At 46.8% G+C, this 12,869-nt stretch carries 12 protein-coding genes; 7 read left to right on the top strand and 5 right to left on the bottom strand.

Features of this window, described 5'->3' with window-relative positions:
* The first annotated feature begins 1 nt into the window (after position 1).
* A complete protein-coding gene (tsaB, locus tag D2V93_RS17305; protein WP_119620291.1) occupies positions 2 to 679 on the top strand; it encodes a tRNA (adenosine(37)-N6)-threonylcarbamoyltransferase complex dimerization subunit type 1 TsaB in 678 nt (225 codons plus the stop codon).
* Here the strand turns inward: tsaB and D2V93_RS17310 are convergent.
* The 4 genes from D2V93_RS17310 to D2V93_RS17325 form a co-directional block, all read right to left on the bottom strand.
* The gene (locus tag D2V93_RS17310; protein WP_072878281.1) at positions 676 to 1,497 is read right to left on the bottom strand and encodes a mechanosensitive ion channel family protein; all 822 of its coding nucleotides are present in this window, start codon (positions 1,495 to 1,497) and stop codon (positions 676 to 678) included. The genes tsaB and D2V93_RS17310 overlap by 4 nt on opposite strands.
* 74 nt (positions 1,498 to 1,571) lie before the next feature.
* Positions 1,572 to 3,617: a thioredoxin domain-containing protein gene (locus D2V93_RS17315; protein WP_119620292.1), complete on the bottom strand. Its 2,046-nt coding sequence runs from the start codon at positions 3,615 to 3,617 to the stop codon at positions 1,572 to 1,574.
* Between the two features lie 104 nt (positions 3,618 to 3,721).
* A complete protein-coding gene (locus D2V93_RS17320; protein ID WP_072878285.1) occupies positions 3,722 to 3,922 on the bottom strand; it encodes a dodecin family protein in 201 nt (66 codons plus the stop codon).
* A 70-nt stretch (positions 3,923 to 3,992) separates the two neighbouring features.
* Positions 3,993 to 4,889: a NifU family protein gene (locus D2V93_RS17325; protein WP_119620293.1), complete on the bottom strand. Its 897-nt coding sequence runs from the start codon at positions 4,887 to 4,889 to the stop codon at positions 3,993 to 3,995.
* Positions 4,890 to 5,016: 127 nt separating this feature from the next.
* Here D2V93_RS17325 and D2V93_RS17330 point away from each other — a divergent pair, with 127 nt between their 5' ends.
* Positions 5,017 to 6,012 (top strand): PorP/SprF family type IX secretion system membrane protein, encoded by a 996-nt coding sequence (locus tag D2V93_RS17330; protein WP_119620294.1) that lies wholly within the window; start codon positions 5,017 to 5,019, stop codon positions 6,010 to 6,012.
* 49 nt (positions 6,013 to 6,061) lie between these two features.
* Here the strand turns inward: D2V93_RS17330 and D2V93_RS17335 are convergent, their stop codons facing one another.
* On the bottom strand, positions 6,062 to 7,231 hold the full coding sequence (locus D2V93_RS17335) for a vWA domain-containing protein (RefSeq protein WP_119620295.1): 1,170 nt from the start codon (positions 7,229 to 7,231) through the stop codon (positions 6,062 to 6,064).
* A gap of 198 nt (positions 7,232 to 7,429) precedes the next feature.
* On the opposite strand from D2V93_RS17335, the gene D2V93_RS17340 reads away from it, so the two are divergent.
* The 5 genes from D2V93_RS17340 to D2V93_RS17360 form a co-directional block, all read left to right on the top strand.
* Entirely contained in the window at positions 7,430 to 9,643 is a 2,214-nt protein-coding gene (locus D2V93_RS17340; RefSeq protein WP_119620296.1) for a tetratricopeptide repeat-containing sensor histidine kinase, read from the top strand.
* Entirely contained in the window at positions 9,643 to 10,374 is a 732-nt protein-coding gene (locus tag D2V93_RS17345) for a LytR/AlgR family response regulator transcription factor (protein WP_072878691.1), read from the top strand. Before D2V93_RS17340 ends, D2V93_RS17345 begins: the two co-directional genes overlap by 1 nt.
* A gap of 97 nt (positions 10,375 to 10,471) precedes the next feature.
* Positions 10,472 to 10,987 carry a gamma carbonic anhydrase family protein gene (locus D2V93_RS17350; protein ID WP_072878295.1) on the top strand — a complete coding sequence of 172 codons (516 nt, stop codon included), beginning with the start codon at positions 10,472 to 10,474 and terminating at the stop codon, positions 10,985 to 10,987.
* A gap of 91 nt (positions 10,988 to 11,078) precedes the next feature.
* On the top strand, positions 11,079 to 11,960 hold the full coding sequence (fabD, locus tag D2V93_RS17355; RefSeq protein WP_119620297.1) for an ACP S-malonyltransferase: 882 nt from the start codon (positions 11,079 to 11,081) through the stop codon (positions 11,958 to 11,960).
* A gap of 147 nt (positions 11,961 to 12,107) precedes the next feature.
* Positions 12,108 to 12,869, top strand: a 762-nt coding sequence (locus tag D2V93_RS17360; RefSeq protein WP_220473648.1) for a hypothetical protein, incomplete at its 3' end; no start/stop codon positions are given.

The following is a 12,869-nucleotide window of genomic DNA, read 5'->3' on the forward strand; positions in this document are numbered from 1 at the left end:
TATGGCCATAATACTCAATTTAGAAACAGCTACCACCAATTGCTCCGTGAGCATTTCCAAGGGTAATGAGACCATTTCCCTGAAGGAGAACAATGCGGCGGACTATTCGCACTCGGAACAATTACACGTGTTTATCAAAGAAGCCTTGGAAGAGGCTTCTTTGTCATTTTCAGACCTTGATGCCGTGGCCATCAGCAAAGGACCTGGATCCTATACGGGTCTTCGGATCGGGGTCTCATCGGCCAAGGGACTTTGTTTCTCCTTGGATATTCCCCTGATTTCGGTACCCACTTTGCAGGGCATGGCCCATCAGGTAAAACTGGAAAAGGGTGAATTGGCCATATCGGTCCTCGATGCAAGACGAATGGAGGTCTATTCCTGCGTGTACGATGGGAATTATGAGGAAATCAGGGAGACCCGTGCAGAAATCATCACAGAAAGCTCATTTGCAGATTTTGTGTCGGACAGAAAGGTGTTCGTCATAGGTAGCGGTGCCCATAAATGCAAAGATGTCCTACAGCATCCCAACTTTCATTTTGATGGGGGAATAGTCCCATCCGCAGCACAGATGGGACCTATAGCTTACCAAAAATATCAGGCCAAACAGTTTGAGGATGTGGCCTATTTTGAACCGTATTATCTGAAGGACTTTGTGCTCCAGAGTAAGAAAAAAAACTAATCCACCTTGTGCATGACCCTTTGTGGGAACGGGATTTCTATTCCAGCGGCATCAAATTGCAATTTGGCCTGTTCGATCACATAAAAATGGGCCGGCCAGAACACATCGTTGTTGGCCCAAAAACGTAGGGTTAGGTTCACCGAGCTGTCCGCCAGTTCGCCCACATATACTTCAGGAGCGGGTTCTGTGTTGATACTGGGATTGTCCGCGCAGATTTTGAGCAAAATATCTTTGGCTTCCTTGATGTTGGATCCATAACCGATACCAATGTCGATCTTGTCCCTGCGGGTATCTTCCATATTAAAGTTGACAATATTCCCATTGGACAATTGGCCATTGGGGATGATGGCGATCTGGTTGCCGAAAGTACTCAGTTTAGTATTGAAAATGGAGATTTCCTTGACAGTACCATCAATGCCTTGGGCAGAAATGAAGTCCCCGACCTTGAACGGTTTGAATATCAAGATGAGCACTCCCCCAGCAAAATTGGCCAGAGATCCCTGCAGGGCCAAACCAATGGCCAAGCCTGCGGCACCTACTATGGCCACCAGGGATGAGGTCTTGACGCCCAATTGGGTCACTACCAGCACAAAAAGAAGGAATTTCAAGGTGATGCTGATAAAACTTTGCAGAAAGGATTCCAAGGTTTGATCATATTCTTTCTTGTCAAAAAAGCGCTTTACTAGCTTGTTGATGAACCTGATGACCCATAGGCCGACAAAAAAGATGATGATGGCAAGCACCAGGTTGGGAAGCATGCCCAGGGCCCACTCAATGGCTTTGTCAGCATACTCTTGGTAATTTTCCAATTCTTTCATAATGGTTTTTTTGTTTTTGTGTTACCGTAATTGAATGTTCAAATGATATAAAAAAATTAAAATGTAAGCAAATGTTATTCGGTGGACGGATGTATTTCCTTCCATACTTCATCAGGTGTTGCAACGGGAAGTTTGCAGGCACCCCCAAGGCACACGTAGGCCAATGTCCTGTCTTTCACATGCCTGTTTTTCAATAGATCGATGTGGCCCTCTTTTTCACAGCTTATCATAAAACTGTTCGGGATATACTTTTTGCCAATTTCCAGTGCCATGGCTTTATAATCCTCGCCTACTATGGCAATCTCATAAAAATCCAGATGGTAAAAAAGCACCAAATGCAGCCAATTGGAAAACCCGTGTGCAGTTCGCAAAAAATCCTTCTGCACGTTTTTGAGCATCTGTTTGGCCAAATTACCATAACCTTCTTCGGGAAAGATCTTGTGAATTTTGAACAGATTCTGGGCCATGATGGAATTGGAGGAGGAAATCACATTGTCATTGGTCTCGATGCTTCTTCGGATAAGCGATCGATCCTTGTCCGAAGTATAAAAGAACATTCCGGAAGCTCCGTCAAAAAAATGGAGACGGGTGTGTTCCAGCAGATTTTTGCCCAACTTGAGCCATTTTTCGTCAAATGTGACCTCATACAGAGCCAAAAAAGCCTCGATCACCGTGGCATAATCCTCCAAAAAAGCATTGATGGAGCTCTTTCCGTTCTTGTGGCTCCGATATAGGGAAAAGTCTTCCTTGATCAATTCCCGTTCCATAAACTGTGCATTTTTGAGTGCCAGTGCCAAATAATCCTCATTATCGAGATACCTGAAGGCATCCACAAGGCCCTTCAGCATCAACCCATTCCATGAGGTCAGGATCTTGTCGTCCAATCGAGGTCTGGAACGTTTGCTCCTTTCCATTTTCAAAAGGATCAGGGCGTTCTTCATTCGATTTTTCAAGTCAGCAATGGAAATCCCATGCTTTTTGGCAATTTCTTCATCGGACTTGTCCCGGATCAGCACATAGTTTTCTTCTTCCCAAAGGCCATAGGAATTGATGTTGAAATAGTCCTGAAAAAGGTCAAGATCGGTTCCCAAAAACTCGGTGAATTCCTCTTTTGTCCACACATAAAAGGCACCTTCTTTCAGTTCCCTATTTTTATCCAAGCTATCCGCATCCAAGGAAGAGTAAAAACCACCGTTGTTGTCCATGAGGTCCTCGGTCACAAAGGCAATTGTTCCTTCGACCACTTCTTTGTAGGTTTCATTCTTGGTGGCGGCGTAGGCCTTGGCATAGAGACTTGTCAACTGTCCGTTGTCGTAGAGCATTTTTTCAAAATGGGGCACGTGCCATTTGATGTCCACAGCATATCGTGAAAACCCACCACCCACATGGTCATAGACTCCACCATAGGCCATTCGGGTAAGGGTCGTGTCCACAAATTCGAGCAGTTCGGGTTTGTTTTTGGCGGTGCCGTAATGCAGTAAAAAGTCCCAGTGGTTGGGCATCATGAACTTGGGTGAGCGCTTGTGTCCGCCCAAAAAAGTGTCAAAATGGTTCGACCAGTTTTCAACGGCTTCCTCCAATTGTTCCAATGGGAACAGGTCCTTATCTTTTGACGGTTCCACCAAGTTGATGGCGTGGAGACCATTGGCGAGGTCGGCGGCGTATTGCTTGACCCTTTCCCTATCCTTGTCGTAGAGTTCGGTCAGTTGTTGCAGCACATTTGTCCAACCGTCTTTTGGGAGATAGGTGCCACCCCAGAACGGTCTGCCATCGGGAAGGGCAACGATATTAAGGGGCCAGCCTCCTTGTCCCGAGATCATTTGGATGGCATCCATGTAGATTTGGTCCACATCGGGCCGTTCCTCACGGTCAATTTTGATATTGATGAAATTTCCGTTCATCACTTTGGCCACATCTTCGTTTTCGAAGCACTCTTTTTCCATCACATGGCACCAGTGGCAGGCAGCATACCCTATACTGATGACGAGAAGCTTGTCCTCCCTTTGTGCACGTTCCAGGACCTCTGGCCCCCATGCCTCCCAGTTCACGGGATTGTGAGCATGCTGCAAAAGATAGGGGCTGGTCTCATGAATGAGGGCATTGGTGTGTTTGTGGGCCACGTTGCTTGTTTTGAGGGTTGAAAATTTCTGTGTTTAGGTAAATGGTTTTTGGACATAAAAAAAGCGTCCTAGTTTTAGGACGCGTTCATTGTGTCGGGTCTAGGTCATTTTACTTCAAAAGTAATCTTGACGTTGACCCTGTAATCATCGATCTTGCCATCTTTTACGGTGGCACTCTGTTCGTTCACATATACCGAACGGATGTTCTTTACTGATTTTGAGGCCTGCTCCAATGCGCTCTTTGTTGCTTCTTCCCAACTTACACTAGAGTTTGCCAATACTTCGATAACTTTTAAAACTGCCATGGTCAATGTTTTTTAATTTCCTTCAATTTACCAAATTTTGACCACAATAGGGCAAGGAAATCCCTTAAAATTAGCCGTTCAAGGCCACTACTTCCCGTACTTTGTCGCCCATCATGTTCTTGAGCATGGTCTCGATGCCGTTCTTCAGCGTAAAGGTGGATGAAGGGCAACCACTGCAAGCTCCTTGAAGAATGACGCTCACGGTGCCACTGGCTTCCTCGTAGGATTGGAACATGATGTTGCCGCCATCACTGGCCACGGCGGGTTTCACATACTCTTCCAAAATGTCGATGATCTGTTTGGACGTGTCATCGTATTGGGATTGTGTATTGTTTTCGGTTACAGTTTCCTTGGTCTTTTGGATGGCCTCAGCTGACACGACCTCTTTCCCATCACCCAAAAAGTCACGGATGAACTCGCGCAACTGCATATTGATCTCTTCCCAATCGGCCACCTCATATTTCGTCACCGAAACATAGTTTTCATCAAAGAATACCTCTTTGACGAACGGGAAGTGGAAAAGGGCCTTGGCCAATGGGGAATCCTTGGCTTCATCGATGTTCTTGAACTCGAAGACCGCGGGGACGATGCGCTTGTTGCACACAAATTTCATCACGGCCGGGTTAGGTGTCACTTCCGCATACACCGAAACAGGCTGTTTCTTAAGGTCCTGGTCTTCATTTACAATGGGTTCCCCTGCATTCAGGTACTCCACCAATTGCTGGGCCACATCATCCTTTACATCTTGCCAGTCCACGATGTCAAATCGTTCCAAGGCTATGAAATTGCTGGCGATATAGACCGTTTTTATGAACGGTAGATAGAAAAGTTGTTGGGCCAAGGGGGAATTCTTGGCCTCATCAATGTTCTTATATTCGTAGTTGCCCTTGACCAAAAAATGATTGGCCTCCAGTTTGATGATCTTTGGATTGTTCGTGGCAACAATAGTGATGTTATATTCTTTCATGGCGAATCTTTCCTGCAAAAATACCAATAGTTGGGATGTACTGCAACATTATATAATAATGTATCTTATCGACCGTTATCTAAATGTTTGATTACCTATAAATCACACCTATAGCCCCTATCGTCAGATGAGACGCAGTCTAACCTCGATTATCATAGCCCTTCTTTTTGGCAGTATGGCCAAGGCCCAAGAAGGAATCCCGGTATATTTTGATTATCTGGCAGATAACTATTACTTGGTATATCCGTCCATGGCAGGGATTGGGGAGGGCACCAAGATACGTCTTACCGCAAGAAAACAATGGTTCAATGTGGATGAGGCACCCAGTCTTCAAACCTTCAACATCAACTCCAGGGTAGGGGAACGCAGCGGTATTGGCGCCATTCTTTTCAATGATTCTAACGGATACCATTCCCAAACAGGGTTTAAGGGGACCTATGCCCATCACTTGCAATTGGGTGGTGATTTCAGGACGTTGAACCAACTCTCGTTCGGACTTAGTGCCGGAGTGATCTTGAGCAGCTTGGACGAGACTGAATTCCGGTCCATCATCCCCGATCCAGCAGTGACTGGGGTAAAGAACACGGTAAGTTATTTCAATGTGGACCTGGGAGCGTCCTATAATTTCTTGGAGTTTTATGCGCATGCCGCCATTTTGAATATTTTGGGGAGTGGTCGTGATCTATACAGCGCCGCAGAATTTGATAATTTGAGAAGGTATCTGTTATCCGCAGGCTATGTGTTTGGACGCAATACTAGGGTGGAACCGTCCATCCTGTTCCAGATGACGGATTATACCAAAGAAAAAACAGTGGACCTGAACGCCAAGGTGTACAAAGATGTAAGCTTCGGTACGGTCTGGGCGGGACTGTCCTACCGTAGGAGTTTCGATGGGGCCCAGTACCAATCCAATGGAACTTTTGGCGAGCAACGTTTGCAGTTGTTCACTCCGATTGTGGGGGTCAATGTGAACCGGTTCCTGTTTTCCTACAATTATTCCTACCAATCCGGGGATATCCGTTTTGATAACGGCGGGTTCCACCAGATTACCTTGGGCTATGACTTTGGACAGAGCGATCAGGGCAAGCGGTACGATTGTTACTGCCCCGCGGCCAATAACTAAAAATGGCCCATCGATAGGATGGACCATTTTCATTCTGTGGTTCAACAATCTAATCCCACTTCATATTTTTCTTGGAAGCTTGGTTTTTAATGGCCGATAGCATGGCGTTTTCCAGTTCGCCTTTTTCCTCTTTTTGGTTTTGGGCGATGTAAGCCTCACGCTTTGCGTTCAACTCCTGGATTTCCTTTTGGATTTTTTCACGCTCCGCTTTTTTGTCATCAACATAGGCCTTGATCTCACCTTTGGACTTTCCTTTGAGTTCTTTGGGCAGGTCCTCTTCCTTCAGGCGGGTAAGCACGTCCTCATCGTCCTCAACGGCGTCCACAAGGTCCCACTGTGTGTTTTTGTACAATCGTGAACTTTTGCTCACGGCCCGTTTTACCACGACCACTTCTTCCAGTTCGGCTGCATTGCTGTCCTGTGCGCTCTGCAGGGCCTTTTTCTCATACCCAAGGGAACCGTAGGAGATATAGGTGTTGTTCAATTTGGAATTCAGTTTGATGATGACATCGTCATAAGGCGTGTTGATGTGGACCACCTGTTGGTTGTGGTCAATGGCCATGTATTCCCCTCCGGTCAAAGAAGCGCCACTTTTCCACTCGGTGTTTATGCCCTGTTGAAAATTTCCACAGAAAATGGTGTTCACGATCACATCCTTTTCCTTGGCGTTGGCCGCAGCATCCCTATAATTCAATTTGCCTTGGGTGAAGGGTTCGTTTCCTGCAATGAAGATCATTTTAAGGTCATCGGCATTCTTGCCCCAATCCAATTGTTTCAGTGAAGTTTGAATGACCTCACCGCAGTATTCCTCACCGCCGTTGGTGGTCAAGGAAAAGAGTTTTTCCGAAATTTCATCCAGGTCATCTGAAAATCCCAATACCTGACGGATGTACCCTTCGCGGGAAGAAAGATTGTCGTTTCCGTATTCATAGAGGGCAATTTGAAGCATGGGTCGGGTGTCGTTGCCGCATTTGGCATGCGTAAACTCGTTCACAATGTCCCACAACTGCGCTTTTGCTTGGTTGATGAGTCCGTCCATACTATTACTGGTATCGAGCAACAAAGCGATCTTTACAAAATGCTTGCTCGGTTTTTCCACAATGGATTGGGTCACCAACACCGTATTTTCTTTTTCCTGGGCTTTGAGGTTGCAACCATAACTGGCACCGGAGGCCATAAGGGCAAATGCTGTTCCCAATACTTTATTCAAATGTTTCATGATGCAATGTTTTTAAATGTTGGCCTAAAAGTATCGGCATCTTTTTGCAATAAAAACCGAGAATGAGCCAAGTGTCATCCGGAATGAGCCAACGGACCGAATGACTTTGTAAAGGGGCAAAATCGAGGCGTATTTGAACCCTTTTCCCTAAAAATGCATTTTTTAATACGCTTGGGATGAACTAAGTTTACTTCAACTATGATCAAAAGGGCATACCTATTTATCTGTTTGTTGATGACCAGCCTGACCGCTATGTCCCAAGTAGGACAAAACAGTGGCGAGGTGGAGATCAAGGGCTCTGTGAAGGGCAAGGAAAACTATGTGCCTATTTCTGGGGTAGAGGTGTCCACGGACAGGGGAAAATATACCACGACCAATAGTTTGGGAGAATTCAAGATCAGGGCTTCCATTGGGGACCTACTTATTTTTGAAAGCCCAGAGATTGAAACGGTGCGGCACAGGATCACTTCCGGTGAAGATGTGGATGTTTTGGTAGAAGGATATGGAAGGGCAAGCTCCAAAAAGAGGGAAAGCGCATCCGCTAGATCACGGAATGTGGCAATGGACCATCAACGACTATTGGACTCTGCCAACTTTTATAAAAAAAACAGCCTGGAAAAAAGTATCGATTTCGTGGCCCAGTCCATGGAACCTTTGGGGACATCGGGCAACAAAAGGGAACTTGCCCAATCCCTGAGGACTTTGGGTGAAATCTACCTGTACCACAAGCAATACGATCTGGCCATTGACAATTTTAAGGATGCCCTTACAGCGATGGCATCCAATAGGACCAAGTTGCTATTGGGGCAAGCCTATTTGCAGAACGGGGAAAACGCAAATGCGGTATCGATCCTTATTCCCTTGATTGAGGAAAAAAACATGGTGCCCTATCAACGGGTGGAACTCTTCGAGGCCCTTGGAGATGCCAGTAAGGGAATGGGAAAAATAAAGGAGGCCCAAGGATATTACAACCAGGGTTTGATGATTGCCGAAAAAAACCAGATTTCCCCCAAGATCATCGACCTGAATTCCAAAATGGCAGATGCCTTTGCCAGCGAGGATAGAGAGGTGGAGGCCGAAGGATTTTACCGAAACTCGTTGGACCTTTCCAAAAAAGTCGCACCCGAACGATTGATCCAAGAGAGTGAACGCGTGGCGGATTTCTACAATCAAAAGAGTCGATATAATGACGAGATCCAGCAGCGGAAGAAAAGCTTGAACGAACTCAAGCAACTTTCCCCACCTAGTGTGCCTAGGGAAAGTAAGGCCTTGTCGGGTGCTGATACCATTACTTCGCAACGGATCAACTACAAGATTGCCAGTGCCTATATTGCCCAGGATAAGTTGGACGAGGCCATTCCCTATCTCGAGAAAAGTATTGTGGAAGCCGATAAGGACGATGATTTGGTAATCCAAAAAGATGCCACCCGCAAACTTTCGGAAGTGTACCGGAACAAGGGCGATTTCACCAAAGCCCTGGAATCCTATCAAGATTATGTGGCCGTGGTGGACAGTCTATACGTGAGAAAGGAGCAGGAAATTTCAAGGGCGGCCCGGTTCAACCGCGAAATCGCCAATACACAGAACCGTATTTCGAGTTTGGAGCAGGAACGGGAACTGAACCAAAGCAAATACAGCTTGGCCGTGACCGAACAACAATTGTACGAAGAGACCAGCAAACGCCAGAAATGGATCATCTATTCGCTTGGTTTTGGGATATTGTTGATGGCCTTCACTGCATTTTTGTACTACAGGAGCAACCGTCAGCAGAAGTTGGCCAACAATTTACTGGCACTCAAATCGCTCCGGACCCAAATGAACCCACACTTTATTTTCAATGCGCTCAACTCAGTGAACAATTATATCGCAAAAAGTGATGAGCGCAGTGCCAACCGATTTTTGAGCGAATTCTCCGTGCTGATGCGCAGTGTGCTGGAAAACTCTGAGGAGGACTTCATACCCCTTGCCAAGGAATTGGACCTGCTGGAACTCTATGTGAAATTGGAGCACTCCCGCTTTGCGGACAAGTTCGATTATGAGATCAACGTGGACCAAAAAATCGATATTGATGCCTATCAGATTCCGCCCATGTTGCTCCAGCCCTACATCGAAAATGCCATTTGGCACGGGCTGCGCTATAGGGAAACGAAGGGCTTTTTGAGGATAGAGGTCGCCCAGGTCACCGAAAACATGTTGGAGATCGTGGTTATGGACAATGGCATCGGGCGTACACAATCCGCAGCATTGAAGACCAACAACCAACGCAAGCAAAAATCGAAGGGGATGGGCAACATCAAGAAACGTATCCAGATTCTGAACGATATGTACAAAAACCGGGTGGACGTCTCCATAACGGACCTCAATTCGGACAGGACCGGGACCAAAGTGTCCCTAAAACTCAAGAAACAATGATGGAACTGCGAGCAATCATCGTGGAGGACGAGGCCAATAGCCGAGAGATTCTTCGGAACTATTTGGGCAAATATTGCGAAGGGGTACAACTTTTGGGCGAAGGGGCCAACATTGAGGAAGGGCTGGCACTCATCCAAAAGCACACACCGGATATCGTTTTTTTGGATGTGGAAATGCCCTTTGGGAATGCCTTTGACCTGTTGGACCAACTTCCCGAACGCAGTTTTGAGACCATTTTTGTGACCGCCTACAACCAATATGCCATGGACGCGCTCAACCACCATGCGGCCTATTATTTGATGAAGCCCATCAATATTGACGAACTGGTCAAGGCCGTGGAATACGTCAGGGCCATCAAGGAAAAGGAAAACGCGTTGGAAGGGCAGGTGTTGAAGACGAAGCCCATCAAGGCAGAAGGGAAGATTACCTTGCCCCAACAGGATGGCTTCCAGATCTTGGATGTGGGCGATATCTTTTTCTGCAAAGCGGACGACAACTACACCGAAATCTATCTGGAAAAGAAGAAAATAGTGGTGAGCAAGACCCTGAAATATTTTGAGGATGCCCTTCAGCCCTATCCCTTTGCCCGCATACACAAATCCTATCTGGTGAACGTGGCCGAAGTGGTAAAATATAAAAAAGGAAAGGGGGGGAGTGTGATTCTCTCCAACGGCAAGGAACTCTCGGTTTCCGCCTCCAAAAAAGCCGAACTGTTGTCGTATTTTCAGTAATTGCAGGCTAAAAAGAAGAAATCCAGTTGCTGTCACATCGAGCGCAGTCGAGATGTCTTCGCAGTGATGTAATTTTGTAAGATCAAACAGAATAACTATGATTTTGAAATCCATTAGAGGCATATCCCCGGTCATTGGAAACGATTGTTTTATTGCTGAAAATGCCACCATAGTGGGCGAGGTCACCATGGGCGACCAATGCAGCGTTTGGTTCAATGCCGTGCTGCGTGGCGATGTGCACTTCATCAAAATGGGCAACAAGGTGAACGTGCAGGATGGGGCCGTGATCCACTGTACCTATCAAAAATCCCCAACGACCATTGGGGACAATGTTTCCATAGGACACAATGCCATCGTGCACGGCTGCACCATCAAGGACAACGTGCTGGTGGGCATGGGCAGCATCATTATGGACGATTGTGTGGTGGAAAGCAATTCCATCATTGCCGCTGGGGCCGTGGTCACCAAGGGCACCCATGTGGAAGCCAACAGCATTTATGCCGGTATGCCCGCCAAAAAAATCAAGGACATCAGTCCCGAGCTCAGTTCGGGAGAAATAGACCGTATCGCCAACAACTATGTAAAATATGCCAGTTGGTTCAAGGAAGAATAACCAAGTCTCCCCTCCAATAATCCAACAATCTAACCATCCAATCCTCCAAATTATCCCTATTTTTGTCCCACTCAAAAAAAACTCGACCACTATGAACGCATATATTTTCCCTGGACAAGGCGCACAGTTTACAGGTATGGGCCTGGACCTCTACGAAAACCATTCCTTGGCACAGGAACTGTTTGAAAAGGCCAATGATATCCTTGGTTTTTCCATCACCGATATTATGTTCGAGGGCACAGCCGAAGACCTGAAGCAGACCAAAGTGACCCAGCCGGCCATTTTCCTGCACTCCGTGATCTTGGGCAAGGTGCTTGGGGAAAATTTCAGGCCGGACATGGTGGCCGGACATTCCTTGGGCGAGTTTTCCGCTTTGGTGGCCAATGGCACCCTTAATTTTGAGGACGGATTGAAACTGGTCTCCCAGCGGGCCTTGGCCATGCAGAAGGCCTGTGAGATCAAACCCAGTACCATGGCGGCCGTTTTGGGGTTGGATGATGCGATAGTGGAAGACGTATGTGCCGGAGTGGAAGGGATCGTGGTTCCTGCCAATTACAACTGTCCCGGACAGTTGGTCATTTCCGGAGAGGTGGACGCCGTGAACATCGCCTGTGAAAAACTGAAGGAAGCCGGAGCCAAAAGGGCTTTGTTGCTGCCCGTTGGTGGTGCGTTCCATTCCCCGTTGATGGAACCGGCCCGCGAAGAGCTCGCTGCGGCCATTGAGGCCACCCAGTTCAACGTGCCCAGTTGCCCCATATATCAGAACGTGACCACCACGGCCGTTTCCAATGCCGATGCCATCAAGAAGAACCTGATCCTGCAGCTCACAGCTCCCGTAAAATGGACCCAAAGCGTGCAGCAAATGGTCAAGGACGGCGCAACCTCTTTTGTGGAAGTGGGACCGGGCAAAGTGCTCCAGGGCTTGGTGAAAAAGATAAGTCCAGAGGCCGAAACCAGCTCCGCGGCGGTTTAGCGGACCGGGCGGACAGTTCATCCGATTAAATAGAGATTTAAACAGATTGCTTGGGGCATTCCTTGCCTTTTTTGTAATATTGACTCCTCCCAAATTACCTACACTTGCTTGGCCAATTGAACGAACCCCAAACGGATTGAATAGGCCATGTTGTCTTTGTTGAAAAAAACCGCTTCTGTATGTTTGACCCTTCTCGGTCAACGGAAATTCCTGTTCTTTTTGGGAGCACTTTGTAGTATGGGGATGGGGTATGGGCAGGAAAACTTCACAATAGTTGAGGATGGCGGAGTGACTACCACTTCCGAATCCGGTACCACAGATACTTTTACCGTTGTTTTGGATGTTCAGCCTCTAACTGATGTGATACTTGACATTGTGTCAGGAAATACTAGTGAGGGGACTGTTGACTTACTACAATTAACCTTTACCAATGCTAATTGGGATACTCCACAAACAGTTACGGTCACAGGTGTTGATGATGCAATTGTAGATGGTCCACAGACTTACAATATTACAGTCAGTGTAAATGCGGGAAGTGATCCATTGTACTTGGGTGTTTTACCCCAACAGATTTCTGTAGAAAATGCGGATGACGAAATTCCCGGTTTTACCATAACTGAATCAGATGGTTCAACGGAGACCTCTGAAGATGGCACTACCGATTCTTTTTCTATTGTTCTAGACAATGAGCCCTTGACCGATGTCATTTTGGATATAGTTTCTGGTGATATTGGTGAAGGTACAGTAGATCTTGCTCAGCTAACATTCACTCCAGGGAATTTCAATATTGCACAGACAGTAACCGTTACAGGTGTTGATGATGTCTTGGTGGATGGTCCGCAGACTTACAATATTACGGTAAGTGTAAATGCGGGTAGCGACCCATTGTTCACCGGTGTTGCTTCGCAG

This window comes from Flagellimonas taeanensis, assembly GCF_003584105.1.
GTDB classification, from domain to species: domain Bacteria; phylum Bacteroidota; class Bacteroidia; order Flavobacteriales; family Flavobacteriaceae; genus Flagellimonas; species Flagellimonas taeanensis.